This is a genomic window from Streptomyces sp. NPDC029292, assembly GCF_055569295.1.
In genome coordinates this window covers 170,223-195,282 of sequence record NZ_JBVHXR010000015.1, presented here as the reverse complement: position 1 = coordinate 195,282, position 25,060 = coordinate 170,223, and the positions used below count along the sequence as shown (strand labels likewise).

The window sequence follows — 25,060 nt, the reverse complement described above, 5'->3', positions numbered from 1 at the left end:
GGCACGGCGGCACCGCCGCCGCGGGCTCCGGTCGAGAGCCCTCCCTTCATACGTGCGCCCGCGGCACCGCGTTCACCGAGGAGGCCGTGAGCCGCCGTAACCTCAGAGCTTGCGCCCCACCCCGCCGAACATGGCCACATCCTCCGGCTCGGACCCGCCCGTCTCCTCGGGCCGCCAGCGCGAGCACGAGACGACGCCGGGCTCAAGAAGTTCGAGACCGTCGAAGAAGCGGGCGACCGCCTCAGGGGTGCGCTGGGTGAGCTTGGGAGTGCCGTGCTCGTTCCAGAAGGCCACGGCGGCGTCCACGTCGGGCATCGCCGGGCTGGTGATCGTGTGCGAGAGCACGAGATGGCTGCCGGAGGGCAACGCGTCCAGCAGGCGGCGCACGATCGCGTACGCCTCCTCGTCGTCGCCGATGAAGATGACGACCCCGAGGAGCATCAAGGCGACCGGCTGGCTCAAGTCCAGTGTCTTGGCGGCGTGTTCGAGGATGGCGTCCACATTGCGGAGGTCCTCGTCCAGGTAGTCCGTGCGGCCTTCCGGCGTACTGGTGAGAAGGGCACGGGCGTGCGTGAGGACGAGGGGGTCGTTGTCGACGTAGACGATCCGGGCATCCGGGGCGAGCCGCTGGGCCACCTCGTGCGTGTTGTCCGCGGTCGGCAGGCCGGTGCCGATGTCGAGGAACTGGCGTATCCCGCGGTCGGCGACGAGATGGCGCACGGCACGCCCCAGGAACAGCCGGTCCGCCTGCGCGTAGTCCCCGATGCCCGGATGCAGTTGGCGGATCTGGTCCCCGGCCGCCTGGTCGACCTCGTAGTTGTCCTTGCCGCCGAGCCAGTAGTTCCAGATCCGGGCCGTGTGCGGCTGCGTGGTGTTGATACGGCTGCGCACGGCCTCGGAGGGGTGTTCTGCGGCTGCCGGGGTCTCCGTCACGGGATCAGCTCCTGAATTCCTGGATGAAGTGTCAACGAGCAATCTAAACCGGCGAGTTGGCATCCTGGGCCTGGGGGCCGCCGTCGACTCCGAGCAGGTGTCCGCTGCGGTCGTCGCCCCACACGGAGGACGCGCCGACGTACGGCCTCAGCAGTGCGGTGAGCCGCGGGTCGCCCCGCTTGTTGAGTTCGTCCGAGGCGATCTTCCGGGCGATACCGGCGAGGAAGTCGGCCAGTTGGACCCGCGGGTCCTGGCGTGAATCGACCAGCCGGAGTCCGGCAAGGCCGGAGGACTGCTTGAGCCAGGCGATCCGCTGCGCCGTCAGCATGTTCTGCTCGTCGTGGACCAGTGAGACGAGCCGCCCGCCCGCACTCCAGTGGGCGGCCGTGTGAACGATGGCCGGCAGCAAGGGATTGAGCAGCGGGATCACGGCGGGGGATGCGAGCATTTGGGCCCGGAAGGAATCGGCGCGCGACCGGGACCGCCCGAGCAGCGCCATGATCTCGCCGGCCGGCGTATGCGGACGCGAGCGGCGCAGGGCGTCCACCGTGCGGAAGAACGAGTCGACCGGCGTGCCGACTTCCCCGTTGTACCGGGTGCGCATCAGATGGTTGGACGCCTCCAGGAAAGCCTTCCACTGCTCGTCGGCGTAGGTGCGTCGGCCCTCCCGGTAGAGGGTGACGGCCATCGCCCCGGCGTCTGTCACCAGCAGGTCGATCACCCGGTCGACCACGAAGAACGACTTGTCGGTCAGATGCACATACGCATGCCCATGGACCGGCCCCGAGGACCCGAGCAGCCATTCCAGCACCGTCCGGTGTTTCTCCCGCAGCAGATGATTCGCCTTGTACTCCTCCGCCGGAGACCGGATGCGACGGCGTATCTCCTGGACGTGATCCGCGGCGGAATCGAGGGGCAACCGCACACTGGCATGAGCGAATACGTCGGTGTTCCCCTGGGTGAGGTTCTCGCCGTCCGACCCGGACTCGTCACAGGCGACCTCAAGGAGCCGACCCGTCGGCACGGCGGCCCCCGGCACGCCCTCACCACCACCCGTCAAGACCTCGCCCCTTCCGTCACCCGCCGCCCTGCCATGATGGGCGCATGCGCGTGCTGATTCCGGTCCCCGACCGTGATTTCGACGTCACCGAAGTAGCCGTACCCTGGCGGATCCTCACCGACGCGGGACACGAGGTCGTCTTCGCGACCGAGCGGGCGGGCACCCTGCCCGCGGCGGACCCGCGGCTGCTGACAGGCGTGCTCTTCGGACAGCTCGGTGCCGAGCCGGAACCTCGACGGTTCTACGAGGAGATGACCAGGGCTCCGGAGTTCCACGCCACCGTGTCCTGGGCGGACGCCGACGTCGAGGAGTTCGACGGGCTGCTGCTGCCCGGCGGCCACGCGCCCGGCATGCGGCAGTACCTCGGGTCCACCGCGCTGCACCAGCAGATCGCCCGCTTCTGGTCCCTGGAGCGGCCCGTCGGCGCGATCTGCCACGGCGTCCTCGTCCTGGCCCGCGCCCGCGACACCGAAACCGGCCGCAGCGTCCTGGCCGGCCGCCGCACGACCTGCCTGCCGAAGTACATGGAACGCACGGCCTACTTCACCACCGCCTGGCGCCTCGGCCACTACTACCGCACCTACCCCGCCTACGTGGAGGACGAGGTCAGGTCGGCCCTCACCGCCCCGGACACGCAGTTCGAACGCGGCCCCCGCACACTCACCCAGCGGGGCACCGCCACCGACGACACCCACGCGTTCGTCGTCGAGGACGGCCACTACCTCTCGGCCCGCTGGCCGGGAGACGCCTACCTCTTCGGCCGCCGCTACCTCGCGCTGCTGCGCAGCAGTGCGGAGCGCTAAGCCCGGGCGCGGGTGCGGGCGGCCACCTGCTCCGGCGTCAGGTACACGTCGGTGTGCTCGAAGTCCCGCAGGGTTCCCTTGCGGTCGGCGAGGAAGCCGGTGCGGACGAAGTCGTCGCCCGCGACCGCGTTGAGCAGCCAGTTGGCGCTCGTACGGAACCGGGCCGTGCCCGTGCGCAGCGCGTACAGGTGGTATCCGCGGGCCACGACCTGCGCGGGCACGCCCTTGAGGCCGATGCCGAGTGGCTTGGACACCGCGTCGTGGCCGCCGAGGTCGACGACGAGACCGAGGTCCTTGTGCTTGTACGGCGTCGTGGGCTGCCCGCGCAGCACCGCCGTCAGGGTCTTCGCCGCGTGCCGGCCCTGCCGGGCGGCGTGCTGGGCGGTCGGCACGCAGTACGAGCCGTCGCCCTTGGCCAGGTCGGGCACGGCGGCCGCGTCGCCCAGCGCGAACACCCCGTCCATGCCGGGCACCCGGAAGTCGGTCTCGGTGACGATCCGGCCGCGTACGGTCTCGGCGCTCAGCGAGTCGACGAGCGGGTTCGCCGCGACACCGGCCGTCCACACCAGGGTCCGCGAGGGCAGCACCCGGCCGTCGGTGAGGGTGATCTTGTCCTCGGTGACGGAGGCGACGGATGTCTTCAGGGCGATCTGCACCCCGCGTTCGGTCAGCATGCGCAGCGCGCTCGCGCCCAGCTTGTCGCCGAGCTCGGGCAGCAGCTTGGGGGCGAGGTCGACCAGGTGCCACTTGATGAGGCGGGGATCGATGCGCGGGTGGTAACGCTTGGCCGCCGCGGTGGTCAGGCGCTGCAGACAGGCCGCGGTCTCGGTGCCCGCGTAACCGCCGCCGACCACCACGAACTGCAGCCGCGCCGCCCGCTCGTCCTCGTCCAGCGTGGCCGCCGCCAGATCCAGTTGGGCGATCACATGGTCGCGCAGATACACGGCCTGGGCGAGCGTCTTCATACCGCGCGCCTCCTCCGGCAGGCCGGGGATGTCGAAGGTGCGGGTCACGCTGCCCGGGGTGAGTACCAGATAGTCGTACGGCAGGTCGACGAGTTCCCCGGTGATCTTGCGGACGACGCACATCTTGGCCCCCGGATCCACGCCGATCACCCCGCCCGGCACCAGCGTGGTGCGGTGCAGGATGCGGCGCAGCGAGGGTGCCACGGACTGCGGGGTGACGACACCGGCGGCGACGTGCGGCAGCAGCGGCAGGTAGAGCTGGTAGTCGGTGGGGCTGACCAGGGTGATCCGGGCGTCGCCGGCCTCGAGCGTCCGCTCCAGGCCTCGCGCGGTCTCGACACCGGCGAAACCCGCGCCGACGATGACGATGTTCGGTGCGTCCATCCGAGCAGCCTCTCTCCCTGTGCCGACACCGCGGCCCGCCGACCGCGAGCCCAGGCTCACACGGGATGCCCGCGTTTGCCACCCCACGAAGGGAGCGGGGACGGTGGGCGCCGGATTCTCTACCGAGCAGTAACTATTGCTTCCCCTTCCGTACATCCTCAGGCACGATCATGGCTCGCGCGGCGGCGGTCGAGGCACCCCGCCGCTCCGACGTGAGAAGGGGACGGGCATGACAGGACGCGGTGTGGGGCGCCGGATCGGCGCGGTTTCGGCGGTCGTGGCGCTGGGGATCGGGGGGACGGTCACCGCCGCGGGGACCGCCGCCGCGGCCCCGGTGCAGGCCTCGGCGAGCGCTTCGGCAGCTCAGACCGGTGTCGACTACGCCACCTGGCAGCGCGACGTCCAGGCCGTCATCGACCAGGCGCTGCCCTACGTCGAGCAGCGCACCGCGCACGCCGACGGGCAGAAGCTCGCCCTCGTCTTCGACATCGACAACACCACCCTGGAGACGGACTTCCACCCCTGGTACGAACTGCCCACCCCGGCGGTCAAGCCCTCCCTGGAACTCGCCCGCTACGCGCACTCCCGGGGCGTGGACATCTTCTTCGTCACCGCACGCCCGGGCATCATCGCCAGCGAGACCAAGTGGAACCTGAAGTCCGTGGGCTACCCGGTCTCCGGCCTCTACGTGCGGGACCTGCCGGACCTGTTCGACGAGGTCAGCGACTACAAGACGAGCAAGCGGGCACAGATCGAGTCCCTCGGGTACACGATCATCGCCAACGTCGGCAACAACACCACCGACCTCGTCGGAGGCCACGCCGAGCGCACCTTCAAGCTGCCGGACTACGACGGCCAGTTGTCCTGAGTCCGGCCGCCCCGGCCCCTCTGTACCGGCCGCCCCGGCTTCCGATTCCGTCCGCTTAGACTCCCGTCATGGACGAGACCTCGCTGGACACGCTCGGTTCGGGCAAGTACCTGCTCATCACGAGCTACCGCAAGAACGGGACGGGGGTCGCGACACCGGTGTGGGTGGTCCGGGACGGTGCGGCGCTCGGCGTCTGGACCGCGGTGGACACCTGGAAGGTGAAGCGGATCCGCAACCGGGCCGATGTCCTGGTGGGACCCTGCGACCTGCGCGGCAACCCGACCGGAGACCAGGTCCCCGCCACGGCGGAGATCCTCGACCCGGCCGGGACCGCGCACTACCGCCGGCTGATCGCCCGCAAGTACGGTCTCCTCGGCCGCCTCACCCTCTTCGGCAGCCGACTGCGCCGCGGCGAACGCGGCACGGTCGGAATCCGCATCTCCCTGACCCACTCCTAGGCGTAGAACGGCCCGGGCGTGCTCCAGGTCGTCGTGCCGAAGACGTTCGCGTCGTCGATGCTGACGCTGACGTTGGTGACCTTGAGGCCGTACTGGGTCGGCGTCATGCCGTCGGGGCAATCCACCTGCACGGCCGGGAAGTTGACGAAGAAGGGCGGGCCGAAGTCCCGGTCGGGGTAGCGGGCGAACTGGCCGAGCAGCCAGTTGCTGTCCGGCTCGTAGTACACCCCGGAGAGCGGCGTCTGCTCGGTGCGTACGACGAAGCTCGTGCCGTGATCGAAGGTGCCGTCCGGGCGCAGGCAGCCGAAGGTGCGCGCGGTGTCCGCGTACGCCGTGAAGTAGCCGCCGGTGCTGCTGAGTCCGGCCAGATAGCCGGGCTGGTTGCGCACATTGTGCAGCGTGACGCCGAGACTGAAGCCGCCGCAGCCGGGCGTCGGGTTGTAGTCGTGGTAGATGAGCTGGCACTTGCGGTCCCCGAACGCCGCGTTCGGGTCGGGATTGTAGGGCTGCGGCACCACAGCTCCGTAGAACTTCACGGTGGCTGAGATGCCTCCGTCGGTGGGCGCCGGGATCTCGACGGTGGTCGTGGCCTGGGCGGCGCCGGGTCCGGCCAGGACGAGAACGGCCCCCGCGAACAACGCGAGGGCCAGTCTGCCCAGCACTCCGGGCACGCGCTTGCTCCCCATGTGAAACTTCCCCCCTTGTGCACGTGGTGCACCCTCACATGAATTGTGACCAGCGCACGCTATCGCCCCTTGAGCCCCTCAACCGGCAAACGCCCCAACGCTCACAAACGGAACGCACCCGGAGAGGTTCAGGCCGCTTCCCGCTGCGGCCCGGGGCGGCTTCAGCTGTCGCCGCTCGCGTTCCTGCGACGCAGGGCGATGAAGCCGCCCGCGATGGCCAGCACGCCGGTGGCGGCCACGGCCGCGATGCCGCCGGCGCCGGTGGCGGCCAGATCGTCGCCCCGGCCGCCCTGCGGATCGGCTCCGCCGGACGCGCCGGTGGTGGGCGTCCCGGCGCCGGACGGGGACCCGGCTGCGGAGGCGCTCGCCGAAGGCGTCGGTGCCGGTGTCGGGGCGGAGACGATCGCCTTGTCCCGGGTGAAGGCCAGCGTGCCGAAGCCGAGTTGGTCGAAGCCACCGCCCGCGCCATAGTTCCCGCCGCCGCCCTCGGGACGGACCTTCGCGGCGTACGCCGTCACGTACGGGGCGTCGAGGCCGCGGCGGTTGACGTAGTGGTGGTAGATCGACTCCCAGATCGGCCGGAGCTGCCCCCGGCTGGCCGGCGACGCGGCGGTCAGGGTCTGCGATCCCGACCAGACGCCCGGCGAACCGTAGTTCCAGGTCCAGGAGGTGTACGGCACGTCGTGGCCGAGGTTCCACTTGGCGACGTACTCGAAGCCCTTCAGCAGGCGGTTGTCGTCGTAGCCGTACAGGTCGATGCCCTGGTTCCAGGCCATCTCGGCGATGGCGCCCGCCAGGCCGACCCCCAGCGTGGCGTGCCCCTGGTCACGGCCGACCTCCGCCCACTGCCCGAGGCCGCCGGGATGGATGTGGCTGATGAGGTTCCTGACGGAGCCGTTGCCCTTGCCCGACTTGAAGTAGGTGACCGCCTCGTCGACCTTGGCCCGGTCGTCGCAGAGGATGCCGACGGCCAGCACGCAGGCGATGCTCAACAGGTCCCAGCTGCCCCAGTAGTTGGTGATGTAGGCGTCGTTGTGCCGCGTGAGGAAGTCGCTGCTCATCGAGTAGAAGACGTCGACCATCATCTTCTGGAAGCGGGCGAGGTCGAAGCCCTCGTAACCCCGCATGATCTCGGCCGCGTTCGCGAACTGGTAGCCGTGCAGGCCCGCCGCGAGGAACCGGTCGGCGTTGCCGTTGATCGCCGTGAGCTCGGCCGACCAGGCGTTGAGGATGTCCCGGGCCGCGTCCGCGTGGGCGGTGTCACCGGTGACCTTCCAGCGCAGCGCGTTCTGGTAGGCGGCGTGGACATCGTGGTAGAGCGTGCCGACGTTCGTACCGTCACCGCCGCGCACCACCGTCGCCAGAGGCCTCGGCTGCCAGGTGCTCTGCGCGTGCGAGTTGGCCGCCAGCACCGCGAACCCCGCCTTGTACGGCGCCGCGCCCGCCTTCACCTTGGCCGCCATACGGTCGAAGTCGGCCTGGGTGTGCAGCATCCCGGGATGTGCGAACGCACCGCTCGCCTTGGCGGAAGCGGAGAGCGCGGGTGTGGCGAGCGCGGGTGTCGTGCTGCCGGCGACTGCTCCGAGACCGGCCACCGAGGCCGCCCCCGTGATCCGCAGCACGCCGCGGCGGCTCAACATCGGGCTGCTGTTGTCCTGACTCACTGACACTGATGGGCTCCTGTCGGATTCGGTCGTACGCACAGGAGACGCGCGGGCGGAGCGGGGATAACAGAAAACGTGCGGCGGCATTCCGCTCCTCGCCGCGCGGCGGAGGCGGTGCCTCAACAACCAAGCCCAGGCCATGACTTCACCTGAAGCGGCCAGGGCATGGATAAATCTTCAACCAAGCGTCTCCCGGTCGAGTCAAAGGCTCTACCCGCATAGACGGCCCCGCTGCTGTCATGCGCACGACCGCCCGGAATCCTGCCGGGCACCACATCGGGAGACCCCCACGATGTCCCGCATATCCCGTCCCCTCGTCACCAGTCTGTCCGCCCTGGCCCTCGCGGCCGCCGGACTCACCGTCACCGCCGGCACCGCGCACGCCGCCACGTGCAGCCAGGGCTACCTCCCGCTGCCCGACCCCAGCTGCCAGCCCGGCGACCTCAACCCGGACGTCACCCAGGACACCATCGACTCCACGATCTGCGTCTCCGGCTGGACCGCGACCGTGCGGCCCTCCAGCTCGTACACCACCGCCCTGAAGAAGAAGCAGATCGTCGAGTACGGCTACACCGACACCTCCACCTCCGACTACGAGGAGGATCACTTCGTCCCCCTCGAACTCGGCGGCTCGCCCAAGAGTGAGCTCAACCTCTGGCCGGAGCCCCAGTACGGCGACAAGACCGCCGCCAACAAGGACACGGTCGAGAACAAGCTCAAGAAGGCCGTCTGCGCCGGTGCCGTCACCCTCACCGACGCTCAGGACGCCATCATCAACGACTGGACGACCGCCCTCTCCAGCCTCGGCCTGAGCTGACCCCTCGCGCAGCAGTGCCCGCCGGGCCCGGTCTCCGTTCCCGGACCGGGCCCGGTGTGTCTGTGTCATCTGCTCATGCCCGATACGGGAGTTGGCCGGATGTGGTCTGTGCGAAGCGTTGACTAGAAAGCGCTTGCCCCATACGTTTCCCGTTCAGCAGCGTGACCCGTGTGTGACATCTCGTATGCGAGACATCAGATCTCCGAGCCGCACTACCTGGGAAGCCGCACTTCCTGGAGTCCATGAGTCCTCGTGCGGGTGTCACCTCATGCCGCATCCCGTTCAACATGGCGTACAACGTTCGAGCATATGACCCACGGACACTCCCGAAGGGACACGCCCGCATGCGTACTCTCCCCCCACCAAGGCGTTCTCGCCGCCTGGCCCTGGCGGCATCCGCTTCGGCTGTCCTGGCCGTAACCGCGGCGCTCGTTCTGCCGCAGTCGGCAGGAGCCGCCGAGACCTCACCCATCGGCTTCGGCGCCGGGACCACCGGCGGCGGCAGCGCGTCCGCCGTCACCGTCACCACGCTCGTCGCGTTCAAGACGGCCGTCACCGGCGCCACGGCCAAGGTGGTCAAGGTCAACGGACTGATCTCGCTGAGCGGCCAGGTCGACATCGGCTCCAACACCACGGTCCTGGGTGTCGGTTCGGCGTCCGGGTTCACCGGCGGCGGGCTGCGGCTGAAGAAGGTGACCAATGTCGTCGTCCGCAACCTGAACATCAGTAAGCCGGTCGCACCCGCCGACGGCATCACCGTCCAGGCATCGACAAAGGTGTGGATCGACCACAACTCCTTCTCGTCCGACCTGGACCACGACAAGGACTACTACGACGGTCTGCTGGACATCAACCACGGCTCCGACTACGTCACCGTGTCCTGGAACACCTTCAAGGACCACTACAAGGGCTCTCTGGTCGGCCACAGCGACAACAATGCGAGCGAGGACACCGGGCATCTGCGGGTGACGTACCACCACAACTGGTTCAACAACGTCAACTCCCGTATTCCCAGCCTGCGTTTCGGCACCGGGCACTTCTACGACAACTACGTCGTCGGGGCCTCGACCGCCGTGCACTCCCGCATGGGCGCCCAGATGCTCGTCGAGAACAACGTCTTCCGTGACACGGAGGTCGCCGTCACCACCAACCGCGACAGCGACGTGGACGGCTACGCCAACCTCACCGGAAACGACCTCGGGGGAGCCGCCACCGAGGTCTCGCAGGTGGGCACCTTCAGCAGCCCGCCCTACAGCTACACCGCCGAGCCCGCCTCGACCGTCGTCGCCTCGGTGACGTCCGGCTCGGGCGCCGGGAAGATCTGACCACCCCCCACCTGGAAGAAGGCATCGGGACATGACTTCACCAGCACGTCCGCGCCCGCGACGGCGCGCGCTCACCGGCACCCTGGCCGCACTCAGCCTCTCGGCTGTCATGATCATGGCAGAAGGCGGCCTGACTCCGGCGAGCGCCGCCACCTGGCCCACCGCGAGCGGCAGTCAGGCGGTCTCGTCCACCATCTCGGTCTCGGGCACCAAGGACTACGGGATGCTGCGCCTGTACGGCACCGGTGACCTGGGCAGTGGAAGCCAGGACGAGGACCAGGGGCCGATCCTGGAACTGGCCGCCGGCACGGTCCTGAAGAACGTCATCATCGGCGCGCCTGCCGCGGACGGCATCCACTGCCTGGGCAGCTGCACGCTGCAGAACGTCTGGTGGGAGGACGTCGGCGAGGACGCGGCGACGTTCCTGGGCTCCTCGTCGTCCAACGTCTACACCGTTTCCGGCGGCGGGGCGAAGGCAGCCAGCGACAAGGTGTTCCAGTTCAACGGCGCGGGAACGCTGAACGTCTCGAACTTCGCGGTGCAGACCTTCGGCACCTTCGTCCGCTCCTGCGGCAACTGCAAGACGCAGTACAAGCGCACGATCAACCTCAACTCCATCGAGGCGACCTACAAGGGCAGCAAGCTGGTCGGCATCAACACCAACTACGGCGACAGCGCGACCCTGAAGGGCATCAAGATCATCGGGGACACCAGCAAGAAGATCATCCCCTGCCAGAAGTACATCGGGAACAACACGGGTGCGGAGCCGACCACGAACGGCTCGGGTCCCGACAGCACGTACTGCAAGTACGCGACGTCCGACATCACCTACAGCTGAGGATCCTCCTCGGCCGCCGGTCCTTCCCCGGCGACTGAACGAACCGGTCCCGCACGCCGGTTCGCTCAGTCGCCGAAGGCTGTCCGGCGGGCGCTTCGCAGTACCTCCCCGGCCAGCACGGCCAGGTCCTCGTCCGTGAGGAGTCGGCCGCCTTCGGCCATCAACTGCCGTGCCCGGCCGAGCACTTCCCCGACCTGGACGTGAGTGAGGTCGACCCCGAGCGCCGCCAGCTTGTCGGCCAGGGTGTACGGCCCGCTGTCGGGCGTGAAGGGGACCTTGCGGTCATTGCCGACGAGGGTGGCGAACAGCAGCGCGGGGCAGGTGGACGTCTTCAAGGGCGCCTGCTCGTAGTGGACGTGCGGACGGGCCGGGCCGCAGTCGTCAGAACCAGCTTCCGTGGGCGCTGTCGACGAGCTGGAACACCGGCTGGTGGCGTACCGGGTCCTGGGCGGTGGCGAGTTGGACCCGGTCGCCGCTGTGGATGGTGGCGGGCGGGCCCATGACGCGGCCCCGGACGGTGAATCCCTCCGCCATCTCGACGAGGGAGACGTTGCGCGCCGCCGGGGTGTTGCGGTGGATGACGGTGGAATGACGCACGATCCCCGTCCCCGCGCTCGCTTCCGTCCGCAGGTCGCTGCCCGCGCAGACCGGGCAGAGCAGGCGCTGGAACATCGCGGTGCCGCACCAGTGGCACCGCTGGAACAGGAGGGCGTTCGTGGCAGGCTCCGCAGGGGCCGCGTCGAGCACGTCCGTCGCGGGTCCGACGCCCGGATGAAGGGCGATTCCTGGGTGGTACACGATGTCATCTCCCTGCGCTCGGCCGGAATCTGATGTGCCCGGGACACCGCGCACGACCACAGAGTATGGCACTGAGTGCCACCAGTAAAGGCACTCCGTACCCTCAATCTGGGGTGGGGACCCGATCCGTCCATTCGGGGCAGGGAACGATCAGTCTCGTCCGAGGGTGGATTCGATCTCCTGGACGACGCGCCACAACGGCGCCCCGCGCCGGGAGATGACGACGACCACGTCCTCGTGCTCCTGGGCCGACGGCTCCCCGGCAGGGCCGCCGAACGTCTCCCGCACATACCCGAGCGCGTGGTCCACCGCGGCGCTCGCGTCCCCCTGCCCGTCCGAACGCAGCCAGGAGCGCAGGGCGTTGTTGTGCGCGGCGACCACGGCCGCGGCGACGACATCGGCCCGCAGGGTGCCGTCCCGCCGGCCGGCGAAGCGCCCCCGCAGATATTCGGCGAGGGCACGCTCGTAACGCCAGACGACCGACAGCTCGTACGCGCGCAGGCCGGGGACCTTCTTGGTGAGGCGGTAGCGCTGCACGGAGAAGGTCGGGTTCTCGGCGTACATGCGCAGCACGAGCCGGGCCGCGTCGCAGACTCGCTGCACCGGGTCGTCCTCGTCCGAACCGTCGCCCAGGAACGCCGTCATGTCGGCCAGGCAGCGCTCGTGGTCCGGGAAGACCACGTCCTCCTTGGAAGGGAAGTAACGGAAGAACGACCGTCGGCCGACCCCGGCGAGCGCCACGATGTCGTCGACCGTCGTCTGCTCGTAGCCGCGCTCCAGGAAGAGCTGGAAGGCCGCCGCGACCAGAGCGTCCCGCATGGGCGGCTTCGCCGTCGTCGCGTCGGCGCTCTCGCGGCGCCGGGGTTCCTCGCTCATGGACGGGAACCTAGCATCGGGCGAAAGATATGGCACTCAGTGCGCACGATTGAGGGAACTGAGTGCCTTGCGCGCGTGGCGACGTCTCCTGCTGCACCGGAGGAGCTGATTCCCTATGTGGTCAGAATGTGATCACCCGTGAAGTTCATGTGTATTCAACACGGTTGACAGCTTCCGCGCCGTGATCGACTATGTGGTCGCGCTGTGGCTCACGTGACCAATGAGCCCAGTGATTCTTCGACCACTCATTCCTGGTACGGCCCCCGGCTGCTTCGTGCTGCCCTGTTGCCGTCGACCGGGTCTCGCATCATCAAGACGGCCCGCGATGACCCTGTGACGAGCCCCGGCACTCCATCCGTACGCGAGTGCCGGGGCCTCTTCCGCTCTGCCGACCGCGACCAGGACCCGGGCGCAGGGGCGGCAACCTTTCCCGTGTGCGCGACCACTGACCCGGTGACCAGTGAGCATGTACGGAATCGGGAGGTCGTATGAGTGCCGCAGACAGGTTCAAGGGGGCAGTGCTGGGTGCTGCCGCGTTGGCGGCGGGGACGGTGACGGCGCTGGTGCCGACGGAAGCCACCGCCGCCGCGACGCCGACCATCGTCGTGGCCGTGAACGGCGACGACGCCGCCTCCGGCACGCTCGAACACCCGTTACGGACCATTCAGGGAGCCGTGGACAAGGCTCAGCCCGGAGACGTGATCGCCGTACGAGGCGGTACCTACGCCCTCGACGACAACATCACCATCACCGCCTCGGGCACCGCGTCCCAGCCGATCACCCTGGGCGCGTACCCGGGCGAGCGTGTGGTCGTCGACGGTGAGCAGTTGCCCGCCAGCCACACCCCCGTCGGCGGCAGCATCCCGCGTGCCGAGCGCGGCGCGATCCACCAGGAGGCCTCGTACTGGCGGATCTCCGACCTGGAGATCGTCGACGGCCCGTACGGCGTCTACTGCGACGGCTGCAACAACAATGTCTTCGCGCGGCTCGCGACCCACGACAACTACGAGTCCGGCTTCCAGCTCCAGGGCACCTCCAGCGGCAACCAGATCCTCGACCTGGACAGTTACGCGAACCGCGACCCGCGCAAGAACGGCGAGAGCGCCGACGGCCTCGCCATCAAGGAGGGCAGCGGCACCGGCAACGTGGTGCGGGGCGCGCGGCTGTGGAACAACGTCGACGACGGCTTCGACGCCTGGAAATTCGCCTCGCCGATCCTCGTCGAGAACACCATCTCGTACGGCAATGGCTTCAACCGCTGGAACTTCCCCGACTTCGCGGGCGACGGCAACGGCTTCAAGCTCGGCGGCGGCAGCCCGGCCCCGGCGGTGGCCCACATCCTGCGCAACTCGATCGCGTTCAAGAACGCCGTGCACGGCATCACCGACAACGGCAATCCCGGCGGCCTGGCGCTGTCCCGCGACACCACGTTCGGCAACCAGGGCACGGGCTTCGACGCCGATGTCGCGGGGTCGCAGGCGGTCCTCACCCGCAACCTGTCCGTCGCGGACGGCCGACCGGTCGCCCTCGGCTCCACCACCAGCTCCAGCGGCAACTCCTGGGATCTGGGGGGGACATGGGACGAGTCCTCGGTCCTGAGCGCGGACCTGAGCTCCGTCACCGGCCCACGTGGCGCCGACGGTTCCCTCCCTTCCGCGCCGAACTTCCTCGTCCCGCGCGACGGCACGGCGATCGGGGCCCGATGGTAGGGCGCCTCTCAGAACCCGAACTCCGTAGGAGCCGAGCTCCTGTACGCGGGCCCCGCGTTCGACCAGGCGTGATCATTGCAGGCCGCCGACGAAGCGTCGCCCGGAACCGGCCACGCCTGGTGGGCCTGGAGGGCGACGCTCATCAGGGTCAGCAGCAGATCGATGTCCGCGTCGGCCTCGAGGCGAATCGTCACCCATCGCGAGCCGGGCACCATGCGGACCGCGGTCGCGCCCTTGAGGTGGTCCTCGAGACGCCGAATGGCGGGGGCGGTGAGATGCAGGTCGACGTCGTGATCCGAGTGGAAGTGGACGATCTCGCTCTGGGGCGAGCGCAGTGCCCGCCCCGTACCGCAGCTCGGCAGGGCCTCCTGGAGGTCCGGCCAACTCGCCAGTTGCGCCATGGCACGCAAGGCCAACGTCATGGCTCCATCATGCCGAGCTCACCGCCCGGCCACCAGAACTTGAGGAGGCCGTAACTGATCCGCGGGGTCCGAATGTCCGGATTCCGGCTCGAAAACAGCGCGGCGGGACCGTGGTCCCCCTGCTGGGCTCCACGATCCCGCCGCTCCGAGACCTGCTACGTCAGGCCATCCAGAAGAAGACCGCGGTCATCCGCTTGTCCTCCATGGTGCTGCCCGAGTAACCGGTGGCGCTGTGCATCAGGTTGGCGTTGTACAGGAGCAGCCGGTTGTACCGATGGGGTACGCGGATGTCCTCGATGAAGGAGTCCGGGGGGACGAAGCGCGTACCCAGCGCCTCGACCAGGTTGTTGTGCGGGGCCGCCACCACGTTTCCGCCCAGCCGACCGCCGGGCAGGTTCTGCCGGTAGAAGCTGGTTCCGCAGTCCTTGGGAACGGCCGGATTGAGATAGAGCACCGCGGCATAACGGCACAACGCACGTGAATCGGTGTGCGGACGCGGCTCGCCCTCGTCCTTGCCCACCACCTGGACGCAGTTGTGATTGAGCGTGGCACCGGAGGGCGTCGCCTGCTGCCACAACTCCCGCGCGCCCGTGGCCTTCTTCACCAACCGTTCTACGCGCGTCAATTCCTGTGGCTCGAGGCCCGGCATCGTCCGCAGGCCGGGCCAGCTCTCGGACGTGTACGGATAGCCTTCGACCCAGTCGTCCTTCTCCAGGCACCGGGCCCGTACGGCATCAACGTCGGGCAGCACATCGTCGAATACCCAGTAGTCCCGATCGCGGGTGGGCTTTCGGTAAGGGAGCACCGGGAGCGCCGGCGTTCTTGGAGGCTGTGGGGGCATGCGCCAGACCATATAGTCGCGCGCGCCGGTGATCTTCAGGGTTTGGTCAACCTTTCGTCAACTCGGCGTCCTCGCAAAAGCGTCGGCCGCCGGCGGCTCGTCGGGGCACGCCCGTGAGTCCACTCGACGTCTCCCCGAAGCTCCTCGCCGAAGCCGAACGCGGTCAGGTCCGCGAAGAGGACTTCGTGGATACCGCTCGTACGTCACTGCCGTACGCCTACGACCTCATCGCCGGCCTGGTCGGTGAACTGCGACCGGCGGCTCCGTTCAGAGCGGCGGATCCGTGAGGGACTGCTCGGCCCAGATGATCTTTCCCTCGGTGGTGTAGCGGGTGCCCCAGCGCTGGGTGAACTGCGAGATCAGGAACAGGCCGCGGCCGCCCTCGTCCGTGGTCTTCGGATGACGCAGGTGCGGGGCGGTCGCGCCGCCGTCGAAGACCTCGCAGATCAGGGCCTGCTCGGTGATCAGACGCAGCCGGATCGGGCCGGTGGCGTGCCGGATCGCGTTGGTGACGAGTTCGCTCACGACCAGTTCGGTGGTGAAGGCCAGTTCGTCCAGGCCCCACCTGCTCAGCTGCTCGGTGGTCGCCTTGCGGGCATCGGCCACGACGGCCGGGTCGATGCGCAGGTCCCAGGTGGCGACCTGCTCGGGGCCCAGGCGGCGGGTGCGGGCCATCAGCAGCGCGACGTCGTCGTACGGACGCGTCGGCACGAGATCGTCCACGATGGTGCGGCACATGCCGTCGAGCGGCTGATGGTGCGCCTCCAGCGCCCGGCGCAGCCGCTCCCGGCCCGCGACCGGATCCTGCCCGGTACGGGGTGTGGCGATGAGACCGTCGGTGTGGAGGGCGAGCACGCTGCCCTCCGCCAGGGTCAACTCGACCGATTCGAAGGGCAGTCCGCCCGCGCCCAGCGCGGGACCGTGGGGGAGCTCGGTGAAGGTGACCGAGCCGTCCGGGGTGACGATCGCGGGCGCGGGATGGCCCGCGCTCGCCATGGCGCAGCGCCCGCTCACCGGGTCGTACACCACGTACAGACAGCTGGCGCCCACCGCCTGCATTCCGCTCGAACGGGCGTCCGCGCCCATGCCCTCCTCCCGGGCGGAGCGGCTGACCAGATCGTCGAGGTGGGCGAGCACCTCCTCCGGGGGCAGGTCCAGATCGGCGAGAGTCTGTACGGCGGCCCGCAGCCGCCCCATAGCCGCGGCGCCGTCGATGCCGTGCCCGGCGACCTCGCCCACCACCAGGGCCACCCGGGCCCCGGACAGCGGAATGACGTCGAACCAGTCACCGGCGAGACCCGTCAGTTCATCGGCGGGCCGATAGCAGGCCGCGACCTCCACCGCGTCCTGCTCGGGGAATCGGTGGGGGAGCAGGTTGCGCTGCAGGACGAGCGCCGCGTCACGCTCGCGGGTGTAGCGGCGGGCGTTGTCGACACACAGGGCCGCCCGGCCGACGTACTCCTCGGCCAGGCTCAGATCGTCCTCGTCGAAGGGGTCCTGGTGGCCGCGCCGGAAGAATGTGGTGATGCCCAGCGTGATGCCGCGGGCCCGGATGGGCACGATCATCACGCTGTGCAGCCCGAGATCGAGGAACGAGGCAGCCCGGCCCCCGGGGGTGCCCGTGGCCCACTCCTGGGCCAGCGGGTCCAGCCGTTCCTCGCGCCAGGACTCACCGTCGGCCAGGCACCGGATCGGGGGAGACCCGGCCAGGTAGGTCGCCACCTCGCCGATCCCGACGACTGTTTCGGGGACCCCGCCCTGTACCGACTGATGTCCGGCGCGCCGCAGCGGCATGGCGTCCGTGTCGCTCTGCGGGCCGGGCGCCGGCTCGGCTCCCTTGAGCACGGACTCCAGCAGGTCCACGGTGACGAAGTCGGCGAGCCCCGGCACCGCGACGTCGGCCAGCTCCTGGGCGGTCCGCATGACGTCCAGGCTGCGGCCGATGTGCTCGCCGGCCCGGTCCAGCAGGGCGAGCCGCCGCCGGGCGCGATAACGCTCGGTGACGTCGACGACGGTGTAATACACACCGATCGGTTGACCGTCGTCGTCCTCCAGCCGGATGAACGACATGGCGTGGGCGGTCTCGCGGTGCGGCGCTGACCGTATGCGGCCCACATGCTCGTACGCGATCACCGGCTCGCCGGTCTCCAGGACCCGGCGCATCTGTGCTTCGAGCCGCTCGGCGTCCAGGCCCGGCTGCACATCGGCGATCCTTCGTCCCAGCCGCTGCGGGGGCCGGCCCCCGCCGAACTGCTCCAGCGCCGCGTTCGACCACACGTACCGCAGGTCCGTGTCCACGATCGCGATGCCCAGCGGCGACCGCGCGGCCATCCGCTCCAGCACGGACCGGCTCATGTCCCAGCCGGGGCCGCCCGCCAGCTCGGCGAACAGCACCACCCAGCGTGCGGGGCCCCTGGTCTCGTGCACCGGGACGACACGCACCATCACGGTGACCGGGCGCCCGTCGCGGTGGCGCGCGGTCAGCAGTCCGGCCCAGCTGCTGTCGTCACGGCATCGCTCGGCCAGTTCCGGGATCCTCGCCGCGTCCGCGGGGAGCAGCAGGTCGGCGGCGTGCCGTCCCAGCACCTCCGCGGCCGGATACCCGAGCAGCCGCTCGGCGTCGGCGGTCCAGCTGGTCACGGTCATCCGGGCATCGAGCAGCAGTGGCGCGGCGTCCGCCATGTCGAAGCGCCGACGGGCCAGCACATCTCGTTCCTCGCTCGCACCCACTGCGACCCTCTCCGCTCCCCGAAGGTGGTCTTACCCCGTGACATCCATTCTTCACGTTGTATGACCGCCGTGCGGGTTGCTCAGAGATATGTGATCGTATTGATCGTAAACGATCGATACGATTGTGGGCGTACAGTATGCACACGGGATCACGCTCCGCGTTCGCCCGTAGTTCGTCCGTCCGGCCTTGCCCCAGGGGGAGCCCATGCGACTGCACGTCGACCAGCGCCATGAGCGGGTACTCGAACTCGTCCGGGAGCGCGGCAGCCTCCGGGTCGCCGAACTCGCGGCCGAACTCGGCGTCTCGGCCGTGACCTTGAGGCGTGACGTGGAGACGCTCGCCGCCCAGGGCCGGGTGCAGCGGCTGCACGGCGCGGTGGTGTGGCCGGGTGAACCGGTCGCCGAGCCGCAGCCCCGGCAGGGGTCCGTCGAGGGTGCCGTGATCGGAATGATCGTGCCGACCACGAACTACATCTTCGCGGACATCGTGCGAGGGGCCCGCGAGGCCGTCGGGGCCCAGGGCGGTCGCCTGGTCCTCGGTATGAGCGGATACGTCGACTCCGAGGATCCCGTGCAGGCGGAACACCTGATCGCGGGCGGTGCCGAGGGGCTGCTGGTGGCGCCCAGCTGGTTCGGCGGGGTGCCCGTCGAGGGCCAGGAGAAGTGGCTCGTGGAGTGCGAGGTGCCGACCGTCCTGGTCGAGCGCTCCGCACCGGCGGGCAACCCCGCGGCGGGCCTCGACCGGGTGCGTACGGACCGGGCGCACGGGGCGGCTGTGGCCGTGGGCCACTTCGCCTCCCTGGGGCATCGCCGGATCACCGCGGTGCTGCAGGAAGGCCCGCACGCCGCGCAGATCTCGGCGGGCTACCTGGCGGCCGTGCAGTCGCTGGGCCTGGACGTCGACGCGGGCGCCCCGACCGTCCGCGAACACGGTGACTACGAAGCCTCCATCGACTACCTGGCCGAGGCCGTGGAGAAGCGCGGGGTGACGGCGGCCCTCATCCACAGTGACGAGGACGCGATCGTGCTGGTGCCGAAGCTTCAGGCGCGCGGCATCAGTGTGCCCGAGGACCTCGCGCTCATCGCGTACGACGACGAGGTCGCCGGCCTCTCGGACGTGCCCCTGACGGCCGTCGCGCCGCCCAAGCGCTCGGTGGGCGAACTCGCGGCGAAACTGCTGCTCCAGCGGCTCGCGGAACGCAGGAGCGGACAGCGCCCGGCGCCGCGTCAGCACCTCGAACTTCTTCCCGAATTGAGGATCCGTTCGTCCTGCGGTGGCGAAGCGCTCGAATCATGAGCGTTGTGCGATCGTTTTGATTGTCTTGGTCGAATGCTCTTGACTCTGATCATGTGCGCACAAAAGATGTCCTGCATCCACCTCTTCCCGTACGAGGTCTCGTAGGAGACGTGCCATGTCGCGCACTTCACGTTCGTTCCGCATAGCCGCCACCGCCACCATCGCCGCCCTGGGCATGCTCGCCACCGCATGCGGCGGCGACGGCGGCTCGACCGACTCCACGTCGGACGGCAAGCCGGTCACCATCAACTACTGGACCTGGACGCTCGGGGCCAAGTCGACGGTGGACGCGTTCAACAAGACGCACAAGGACATCAAGGTCAAGTTCACCGAGATCCCGAGCGGGACCGAGGGCTACGGCAAGCTGTCCAACGCGGTGAAGGGCGGCAACGCGCCCGACGTGGCGACCATCGAGTACCAGATGGTCCCGGAGTTCGCGAGCCAGGGAAACCTGATCGATCTGACCAAGTACGCCGGTGAGACGGTCAAGTCGAAGTTCCCCGAGGCCGTCCAGAGCCTGGTGACCTTCGGCGGCAAGACCTGGACCGTGCCGTACGACGTCGCGCCGCAGCTGTACTACTACCGCACCGACCTGTTCAAGAAGTACGGCATCGAAGTCCCCAAGACCTGGGACGAGTTCAAGACCGCCGCCGCGAAGGTCGAGAAGAAGGACAAGAACGTCCGGCTGGCCTCCATGCCGAAGTCCGACCCGGCCCTGCTGGCCGCCCTGTCCTGGCAGGCCGGCGGCAAGTGGTTCGCCACCGAGGGCGACGCCTGGAAGCCCGGCGTGAACGACGCCCCCAGCAAGAAGGTCGCCGCCTACTGGGACGGCCTGATCAAGGACGACCTGGTGCAGTCCTTCACCGGCTACAGCCCCGAGGAGACCAAGGCCCGCGCTTCCGGCAAGACCCTCTCCTTCCTCGGCGCCTCCTGGTCCGCGGGCGGCATGAAGACCGCCATGCCCGACCTGAGCGGCAAGTGGGCCGCCGCCCCCATGCCGAACTGGGGCACCGCGGCCACCGGCAACTACGGCGGCACCTCCTACGGCGTCCTCAAGGGCAGCAAGCACGCCGAGGCCGCCACCGAGTTCATCAAGTGGCTCACTACGGACAAGGCGGGCGTCGAGGCCCGGCTCGCCGACCTCGAGTCGCCCAGCAGCGCCCTGCCGGCCAACCCGGAGATGCGTGCCGTCGCGGCGGCGAAGTTCGACACCTCGTACCTGAACGGCCAGGACCTCTACAAGCTCGCCTCCGAGCAGGTCGACACGATCGTCCCCGGCTGGACGTGGGGACCGAACCAGCAGGACGTCTACACCGCGGTCCAGGACCAGACGGCCAAGTCCGGGTTCACCGGCGGCGTCGACGCCGGCCAGCGGAAGGCCGAGTCGGGAATCACCGATCGCGGGCTGAAGCTCGCCAAGTGATCTTCCGAGTGCCCTGACGGGTCCGGCAGCCCGCGGCCCCTGTCCGAGCCCTGTCCGAGCGCGATTCGGATACGGGCCGCGGCCGGACCCCGTCACCTCGGTCACCCGTCACCGATCCGCCTCCCTGAAGCGTCCAGCCCGCCAAGGAGCCACCGTGGCAGCACCTCTCGCCCCAGCCGTGAAGGCCGGGCGCCAACCCGCGACGAAGCCCCCGGGCACCTCGAAGCTCCGGCGCAGTCAACGCCGGGCCGCGGCCCTCTTCATCACCCCGTTCTTCGTCCTGTTCGCCGCGGTGATGGCCGCGCCCATCGGCTACGCCGTGTGGATGAGCCTCTTCCAGGAGCGCTCCTCGGGGCTCGGCTTCGGCGGCACCGAGCGGGTGTTCTCCGGAATCGGCAACTACACCAAGGCCCTGTCCGACGCGGGCTTCAGGGACTCCTTCGTCCACATCGCGCTCTACTGCGCGCTGTACATCCCGGTGATGATCGGCGGCTCCCTTCTCCTCGCGCTGCTGGTCGACTCCGCGATGGCCCGCGCCAAGCGGTTCTTCCAGCTGGCGCTGTTCCTGCCGCACGCGATCCCGGGACTGATCGCCTCGATCATCTGGATCTACCTCTACACCCCGGGCCTGAGCCCCGTGCTCGACTGGATCGGCGCCCTCGGCGGGTCGTGGAACTTCTACAGCAACGACCATGTGCTGTCGTCCATGGTCAACCTCTGCGCCTGGCAGTGGATCGGCTACAACATGGTCATCTTCTACGCCGCCCTGCAGGCCGTTCCGCGCGAAATGATCGAAGCGGCCGTCGTCGACGGCGCGGGCGCCATCCGCACGGCCTTGCAGATCAAGGTGCCGCTGATCGCCTCAGCGGTCGTGATGACCGTGCTGTTCACCTGCGTGGGCGCCATCCAGATCTTCACCGAGCCGAAGCTGCTCAACCAGCGCGGAGCGCCCTCCATCGACACCGAGTGGTCGCCGACCCTGTTCATCTGGAAGGCCGGCTTCGTCCAGCACGACTACGGCCTCGCCGCCGCCGCGTCCCTGCTGCTCGCCCTGCTCGGCATCGTCCTCTCCTACATCGTCACCCGGCTCGGCAACCGGTGGAAGGCGGCGTCATGAGCACCCTCACCCCCACCACGAGCCCGGCCCAGACCCAGGCCGGACGCAAGGCCACCCAGGCCGCGCGCCGCCGCACCGCACCGAACGCCCTGCTGTCCAAGGCAGTGGTCAACGGACTGCTGATCGTCGCCGCCTTCTACACCCTGATGCCGGTCAGCTGGCTGCTCTTCGCCGCCACCAAGAACGACCGCGACCTGTTCGGCACCTCGGGCTTCTCCCTCGGCGACTTCAACCTCTTCGCCAACCTGCACCACGTCTTCACCTTCAACGACGGCATCTACTTGCGCTGGTTCGGCAACAGCATCCTGTACTCGGTCGTCGGCTCGGCCGCCTCCACGTTCCTGTGCATCGCCACCGGCTACGCCTTCGACAAGTACGACTTCAAGGGCAAGGAAAAGCTGTTCGGTGTGGTGCTCGGCGGAGTCCTGGTCCCCACCACGGTGATCCAGCTGCCGATGTACCTCCTCGCCACCAAGGCCGGGGTCGTGAACACGTACTGGGCCCTGCTGCTGCCCGCCCTGGTCAACCCCTTCGGCGTATACCTCGCCCGTGTCTTCTCCGAGGGATATGTGCCGAACGAGGTCCTGGAGGCCGCCCGCGTCGACGGGGCGGGCGAGCTGCGCACCTTCGCCGGGATCTCCCTGCCGATGCTCGCCCCCGGCTTCATGACCATCTTCCTGTTCTCGTTCACCGCCAGCTGGAACAACTTCTTCGGCGCCCTAGTCATGCTGAACGACGAGAAGCTCTACCCGGTCAACCTCGGCCTGTTCATGTGGAACAGCGTCACGCAGCAGCAGCCCGAGTACTACGCGCTCGTCATCACCGGCTCACTCGTCGCCGTCGTCCCGCTGATCGTCGCCTTCGTCTGCCTTCAGCGCTTCTGGCGCTCGGGCTTGACCGCCGGCGCGGTGAAGTGACCATGTACGTACCGGAAGGCACCCTCCTGAACAGCTCGGACCGACCGTCCCAGGACCGCCGCCCGCGAACCGCCCTCGCCATGGGACACGAGATCCACGCCTCCCTGCTCGCACAAGGCGCACTCGACGGCCTCCGGTCGATCGCCGCCGTCGACACCGCTACCCACATCACGGACTTCGCCGCGGCCGACAGCGCCGAACTGTCCGCTGTCGAGGTCCTGTTCACGCACTGGGGCGCACCGCTGCTGACCGAGGACGCGCTGCGCCGCATGCCGCGGCTGCGGGCCGTCGTCCATGCGGCCGGATCCATCAAGCACCACATCACCGCATCCGTCTGGAAGCGTGGCATCACCGTCTCCTCTGCGGCCGCCGCCAACGCGATCCCGGTCGCCGAATTCACCCTCGCCGCCATCCTGTTCGCGAACAAGCGGGTTCTCGACATCGCCCGCGACTACGCCCAGGCACGCGAACATCCCGCGTTGCTGCCGTACTTCAGCGGGTACGGCAACTACCACCGCACTGTCGGCATCGTCGGCGCCTCCCGCATCGGACGCCGCGTCGTCGAACTGCTCCGCCCGCTCGACCTCGACGTCCTGCTGCACGACCCCTACCTGGGGCAGGAGGATGCCCGAGCCCTGGGCGTGGAACCCGTCGACCTCGACGAACTCGTCCGACGCAGCCAGGTGGTGTCCATCCACGCGCCCCAACTTCCCGAGACACGCCACATGTTCGACGCGCGCAGGATCGCGCTCCTGCAGGACGGCGCGACGCTCATCAACACGGCGCGCGGCTCCCTCGTCGACACCGAAGCGCTCACCGAGCATCTCGTCTCCGGACGCGTTCACGCCGTACTCGACGTGACCGAACCGGACGTACCACCCGCCGCATCCCCGCTCTACACGCTGCCCAACGTGCTGCTCACCCCGCACATCGCGGGTTCCCTCGGCAACGAGCTCGGCCGCATGACGCACTGGGCCGTGGACGAGGTGGGGCGCTACGCCCAAGGCCTCCCGTTCCGGTACGGAGTCGGCCCCGACGAGCTGACCCGCTCGGCCTGAACTGGAGCCCTCCATGGCCGACTTGGACAACGGCGCTCCGGCTGGAGCTGACCATCGACCCGATCTGGGCCCACCACTCTCAACCTGGTCCTGCGCAGCCTGTGACCGCCCCACGGAAGGGACCGCCCATGCCCGCAGCCGCTGTTCACCGCGTCCTCGTCGTCGGCATCGACGGCGTACGACTGGACGTGCTGCGCCGCCTGTCCACCCCGCATCTGGACACCCTCGCGGCCGACGGCTTCCTCACGCCGATCCAGGTCGACGACCGCACGCCCACCATGTCGGGCCCCTGCTGGGCGACGATCGTCACCGGAGTGAGCGTCGAGAAGCACGGAGTGTGGAGCAACGACTTCACCGGCCACCGCCTCGACGTCTTCCCCGACTTCGCGACCCGCCTCGCCCAGCGGGACGGCCGCCGCACCTTCGTCGCGGCGGGCTGGCAGCCGCTCATGCAGATACGCGACGGCGGCCCCCTCTTCCGCGCGCCGTCGAGGGCCGCGTACAACTCCCCGAGCGCGGACACCCCCGAAGCCTGGGAGACCTGCGACGAACAGATCACCGAGGAGGCGGTGCGCGTCCTCGCGGGCGACGACATAGACGCGTCGTTCGTCTACCTCGGGGCTCCCGACGAGACCGCGCACTTCCTCGGCTGCGGTGACGCCTACGAGGCCGCGGTGCTGCGCGCCGACGCGCGCGTGGGCCGCCTGCTGGACGCCGTACGCTCCCGGGCCTCGTACGGCAGTGAGCAGTGGACGGTCCTGGTGGTCACGGACCACGGCCACGTCGGCGACGGTGGTCATGGCGGCCGCTCCCACGAGGAACGCACCGCCTGGCTGATCGCCACCGGCCCCGGTCTTCGCTCGGCGCCCCCGAAGGTACGCCATGTCGACGTCGCCGCCCAGGTGTTCGCGTCGCTGGGGCGCGACGCCGACCGGCACTGGACGCTCGACGGCCGGCCGTTCGCGGCCACCGGGACCGGGGGGGGGGGGGGGGGGGGGGGGGGGGGGGGGGGGGGGGGGGGGGGGGGGGGGGGGCGCTTGTTCTTTTCTTTTTTTCCCCTCTCTCCCCGGG

At 69.3% G+C, this 25,060-nt stretch carries 24 protein-coding genes and 1 pseudogene; 14 read left to right on the top strand and 11 right to left on the bottom strand.

The window, feature by feature from the left end; genetic code table 11:
• Window positions 1–102: 102 nt before the first annotated feature.
• Window positions 103–933, bottom strand: a complete 831-nt coding sequence (locus ACZ4WS_RS30050) for an SAM-dependent methyltransferase (RefSeq protein WP_467985337.1) — start codon at window positions 931–933, stop codon at window positions 103–105.
• Between the two features lie 43 nt (window positions 934–976).
• Complete coding sequence (locus ACZ4WS_RS30045) at window positions 977–1,993, bottom strand: DUF3800 domain-containing protein (RefSeq protein ID WP_467985335.1); 1,017 nt, start codon at window positions 1,991–1,993, stop codon at window positions 977–979.
• Window positions 1,994–2,037: 44 nt separating this feature from the next.
• Between ACZ4WS_RS30045 and ACZ4WS_RS30040 the strand changes: the two genes are divergently transcribed.
• Window positions 2,038–2,796 (top strand): type 1 glutamine amidotransferase domain-containing protein, encoded by a 759-nt coding sequence (locus ACZ4WS_RS30040; protein WP_467985334.1) that lies wholly within the window; start codon window positions 2,038–2,040, stop codon window positions 2,794–2,796.
• Here ACZ4WS_RS30040 and ACZ4WS_RS30035 read toward each other — a convergent pair.
• The gene (locus ACZ4WS_RS30035) at window positions 2,793–4,145 is read right to left on the bottom strand and encodes an NAD(P)/FAD-dependent oxidoreductase (RefSeq protein ID WP_467985332.1); all 1,353 of its coding nucleotides are present in this window, start codon (window positions 4,143–4,145) and stop codon (window positions 2,793–2,795) included. The genes ACZ4WS_RS30040 and ACZ4WS_RS30035 overlap by 4 nt on opposite strands.
• 229 nt (window positions 4,146–4,374) lie before the next feature.
• Here ACZ4WS_RS30035 and ACZ4WS_RS30030 point away from each other — a divergent pair, with 229 nt between their 5' ends.
• Together ACZ4WS_RS30030 and ACZ4WS_RS30025 are read left to right on the top strand one after the other, a co-directional pair.
• Window positions 4,375–5,013, top strand: coding sequence for an HAD family acid phosphatase (locus tag ACZ4WS_RS30030; protein ID WP_467985330.1), 639 nt, complete (start codon window positions 4,375–4,377; stop codon window positions 5,011–5,013).
• Window positions 5,014–5,081: 68 nt separating this feature from the next.
• Window positions 5,082–5,471 (top strand): PPOX class F420-dependent oxidoreductase, encoded by a 390-nt coding sequence (locus ACZ4WS_RS30025; protein ID WP_467985328.1) that lies wholly within the window; start codon window positions 5,082–5,084, stop codon window positions 5,469–5,471.
• On the opposite strand, the gene ACZ4WS_RS30020 is transcribed toward ACZ4WS_RS30025, so the two are convergent.
• Both ACZ4WS_RS30020 and ACZ4WS_RS30015 read right to left on the bottom strand, forming a co-directional pair.
• The gene (locus tag ACZ4WS_RS30020; protein ID WP_467985326.1) at window positions 5,468–6,157 is read right to left on the bottom strand and encodes a hypothetical protein; all 690 of its coding nucleotides are present in this window, start codon (window positions 6,155–6,157) and stop codon (window positions 5,468–5,470) included. The genes ACZ4WS_RS30025 and ACZ4WS_RS30020 overlap by 4 nt on opposite strands.
• Window positions 6,158–6,318: 161 nt before the next feature.
• Window positions 6,319–7,797, bottom strand: coding sequence for an alginate lyase family protein (locus ACZ4WS_RS30015; protein ID WP_467985464.1), 1,479 nt, complete (start codon window positions 7,795–7,797; stop codon window positions 6,319–6,321).
• A 316-nt stretch (window positions 7,798–8,113) separates the two neighbouring features.
• Between ACZ4WS_RS30015 and ACZ4WS_RS30010 the strand changes: the two genes are divergently transcribed.
• From ACZ4WS_RS30010 to ACZ4WS_RS30000, 3 genes are all read left to right on the top strand, one after another.
• Window positions 8,114–8,638 (top strand): hypothetical protein, encoded by a 525-nt coding sequence (locus ACZ4WS_RS30010; RefSeq protein WP_467985324.1) that lies wholly within the window; start codon window positions 8,114–8,116, stop codon window positions 8,636–8,638.
• A gap of 344 nt (window positions 8,639–8,982) precedes the next feature.
• Complete coding sequence (locus ACZ4WS_RS30005) at window positions 8,983–9,963, top strand: pectate lyase family protein (protein WP_467985322.1); 981 nt, start codon at window positions 8,983–8,985, stop codon at window positions 9,961–9,963.
• 31 nt (window positions 9,964–9,994) lie between these two features.
• Window positions 9,995–10,801, top strand: coding sequence for a pectate lyase (locus ACZ4WS_RS30000; protein ID WP_467985320.1), 807 nt, complete (start codon window positions 9,995–9,997; stop codon window positions 10,799–10,801).
• A 65-nt stretch (window positions 10,802–10,866) separates the two neighbouring features.
• Here the strand turns inward: ACZ4WS_RS30000 and ACZ4WS_RS29995 are convergent, their stop codons facing one another.
• From ACZ4WS_RS29995 to ACZ4WS_RS29985, 3 genes are all read right to left on the bottom strand, one after another.
• Window positions 10,867–11,136, bottom strand: coding sequence for a hypothetical protein (locus tag ACZ4WS_RS29995; protein WP_467985318.1), 270 nt, complete (start codon window positions 11,134–11,136; stop codon window positions 10,867–10,869).
• A gap of 46 nt (window positions 11,137–11,182) precedes the next feature.
• Complete coding sequence (locus ACZ4WS_RS29990) at window positions 11,183–11,599, bottom strand: Zn-ribbon domain-containing OB-fold protein (protein WP_467985316.1); 417 nt, start codon at window positions 11,597–11,599, stop codon at window positions 11,183–11,185.
• A gap of 150 nt (window positions 11,600–11,749) precedes the next feature.
• Window positions 11,750–12,418, bottom strand: a complete 669-nt coding sequence (locus ACZ4WS_RS29985) for a TetR family transcriptional regulator (RefSeq protein ID WP_467985462.1) — start codon at window positions 12,416–12,418, stop codon at window positions 11,750–11,752.
• Window positions 12,419–12,963: 545 nt separating this feature from the next.
• Between ACZ4WS_RS29985 and ACZ4WS_RS29980 the strand changes: the two genes are divergently transcribed.
• Window positions 12,964–14,184 (top strand): right-handed parallel beta-helix repeat-containing protein, encoded by a 1,221-nt coding sequence (locus ACZ4WS_RS29980; protein WP_467985314.1) that lies wholly within the window; start codon window positions 12,964–12,966, stop codon window positions 14,182–14,184.
• Between the two features lie 8 nt (window positions 14,185–14,192).
• Here the strand turns inward: ACZ4WS_RS29980 and ACZ4WS_RS29975 are convergent, their stop codons facing one another.
• Both ACZ4WS_RS29975 and ACZ4WS_RS29970 read right to left on the bottom strand, forming a co-directional pair.
• A complete protein-coding gene (locus tag ACZ4WS_RS29975) occupies window positions 14,193–14,606 on the bottom strand; it encodes a luciferase domain-containing protein (RefSeq protein ID WP_467985312.1) in 414 nt (137 codons plus the stop codon).
• Between the two features lie 160 nt (window positions 14,607–14,766).
• A complete protein-coding gene (locus ACZ4WS_RS29970; RefSeq protein WP_467985310.1) occupies window positions 14,767–15,447 on the bottom strand; it encodes a DUF6445 family protein in 681 nt (226 codons plus the stop codon).
• Window positions 15,448–15,560: 113 nt separating this feature from the next.
• On the opposite strand from ACZ4WS_RS29970, the pseudogene ACZ4WS_RS29965 reads away from it, so the two are divergent.
• Window positions 15,561–15,698 (top strand): annotated as a pseudogene (locus ACZ4WS_RS29965) (SCO5389 family protein); the annotation flags it as partial.
• Window positions 15,699–15,714: 16 nt separating this feature from the next.
• On the opposite strand, the gene ACZ4WS_RS29960 reads toward ACZ4WS_RS29965, so the two are convergent.
• Window positions 15,715–18,177, bottom strand: a complete 2,463-nt coding sequence (locus tag ACZ4WS_RS29960) for a SpoIIE family protein phosphatase (protein WP_467985308.1) — start codon at window positions 18,175–18,177, stop codon at window positions 15,715–15,717.
• A 205-nt stretch (window positions 18,178–18,382) separates the two neighbouring features.
• Between ACZ4WS_RS29960 and ACZ4WS_RS29955 the strand changes: the two genes are divergently transcribed.
• The 6 genes from ACZ4WS_RS29955 to ACZ4WS_RS29930 form a co-directional block, all read left to right on the top strand.
• Complete coding sequence (locus tag ACZ4WS_RS29955; protein ID WP_467985305.1) at window positions 18,383–19,474, top strand: substrate-binding domain-containing protein; 1,092 nt, start codon at window positions 18,383–18,385, stop codon at window positions 19,472–19,474.
• A 115-nt stretch (window positions 19,475–19,589) separates the two neighbouring features.
• Entirely contained in the window at window positions 19,590–20,897 is a 1,308-nt protein-coding gene (locus ACZ4WS_RS29950) for an ABC transporter substrate-binding protein (RefSeq protein ID WP_467985303.1), read from the top strand.
• A gap of 295 nt (window positions 20,898–21,192) precedes the next feature.
• The gene (locus ACZ4WS_RS29945) at window positions 21,193–22,014 is read left to right on the top strand and encodes a carbohydrate ABC transporter permease (protein WP_467985460.1); all 822 of its coding nucleotides are present in this window, start codon (window positions 21,193–21,195) and stop codon (window positions 22,012–22,014) included.
• Window positions 22,011–22,931: a carbohydrate ABC transporter permease gene (locus ACZ4WS_RS29940; RefSeq protein ID WP_467985301.1), complete on the top strand. Its 921-nt coding sequence runs from the start codon at window positions 22,011–22,013 to the stop codon at window positions 22,929–22,931. The genes ACZ4WS_RS29945 and ACZ4WS_RS29940 overlap by 4 nt, the downstream gene beginning before the upstream one ends.
• A gap of 2 nt (window positions 22,932–22,933) precedes the next feature.
• Entirely contained in the window at window positions 22,934–23,989 is a 1,056-nt protein-coding gene (locus ACZ4WS_RS29935; protein WP_467985299.1) for a hydroxyacid dehydrogenase, read from the top strand.
• A 128-nt stretch (window positions 23,990–24,117) separates the two neighbouring features.
• The coding region (locus ACZ4WS_RS29930) for an alkaline phosphatase family protein (protein ID WP_467985297.1) at window positions 24,118–25,060 on the top strand (943 nt) is incomplete at its 3' end.

Excerpts from the sequence above, each read along its gene's own strand:
- ACZ4WS_RS30040 (WP_467985334.1), top strand. The coding sequence starts at position 2,038 with ATGCGCGTGCTGATTCCGGTCCCCGACCGTGATTTCGACGTCACCGAA.
- ACZ4WS_RS30035 (WP_467985332.1), bottom strand. The coding sequence starts at position 4,145 with ATGGACGCACCGAACATCGTCATCGTCGGCGCGGGTTTCGCCGGTGTC.
- ACZ4WS_RS30030 (WP_467985330.1), top strand. The coding sequence starts at position 4,375 with ATGACAGGACGCGGTGTGGGGCGCCGGATCGGCGCGGTTTCGGCGGTC.
- ACZ4WS_RS30025 (WP_467985328.1), top strand. The coding sequence starts at position 5,082 with ATGGACGAGACCTCGCTGGACACGCTCGGTTCGGGCAAGTACCTGCTC.
- ACZ4WS_RS30020 (WP_467985326.1), bottom strand. The coding sequence starts at position 6,157 with ATGGGGAGCAAGCGCGTGCCCGGAGTGCTGGGCAGACTGGCCCTCGCG.
- ACZ4WS_RS30015 (WP_467985464.1), bottom strand. The coding sequence starts at position 7,797 with ATGTTGAGCCGCCGCGGCGTGCTGCGGATCACGGGGGCGGCCTCGGTG.
- ACZ4WS_RS30010 (WP_467985324.1), top strand. The coding sequence starts at position 8,114 with ATGTCCCGCATATCCCGTCCCCTCGTCACCAGTCTGTCCGCCCTGGCC.
- ACZ4WS_RS30005 (WP_467985322.1), top strand. The coding sequence starts at position 8,983 with ATGCGTACTCTCCCCCCACCAAGGCGTTCTCGCCGCCTGGCCCTGGCG.
- ACZ4WS_RS30000 (WP_467985320.1), top strand. The coding sequence starts at position 9,995 with ATGACTTCACCAGCACGTCCGCGCCCGCGACGGCGCGCGCTCACCGGC.
- ACZ4WS_RS29985 (WP_467985462.1), bottom strand. The coding sequence starts at position 12,418 with ATGCGGGACGCTCTGGTCGCGGCGGCCTTCCAGCTCTTCCTGGAGCGC.
- ACZ4WS_RS29980 (WP_467985314.1), top strand. The coding sequence starts at position 12,964 with ATGAGTGCCGCAGACAGGTTCAAGGGGGCAGTGCTGGGTGCTGCCGCG.
- ACZ4WS_RS29975 (WP_467985312.1), bottom strand. The coding sequence starts at position 14,606 with ATGACGTTGGCCTTGCGTGCCATGGCGCAACTGGCGAGTTGGCCGGAC.
- ACZ4WS_RS29970 (WP_467985310.1), bottom strand. The coding sequence starts at position 15,447 with ATGCCCCCACAGCCTCCAAGAACGCCGGCGCTCCCGGTGCTCCCTTAC.
- ACZ4WS_RS29955 (WP_467985305.1), top strand. The coding sequence starts at position 18,383 with ATGCGACTGCACGTCGACCAGCGCCATGAGCGGGTACTCGAACTCGTC.
- ACZ4WS_RS29950 (WP_467985303.1), top strand. The coding sequence starts at position 19,590 with ATGTCGCGCACTTCACGTTCGTTCCGCATAGCCGCCACCGCCACCATC.
- ACZ4WS_RS29945 (WP_467985460.1), top strand. The coding sequence starts at position 21,193 with ATGGCCGCGCCCATCGGCTACGCCGTGTGGATGAGCCTCTTCCAGGAG.
- ACZ4WS_RS29940 (WP_467985301.1), top strand. The coding sequence starts at position 22,011 with ATGAGCACCCTCACCCCCACCACGAGCCCGGCCCAGACCCAGGCCGGA.
- ACZ4WS_RS29935 (WP_467985299.1), top strand. The coding sequence starts at position 22,934 with ATGTACGTACCGGAAGGCACCCTCCTGAACAGCTCGGACCGACCGTCC.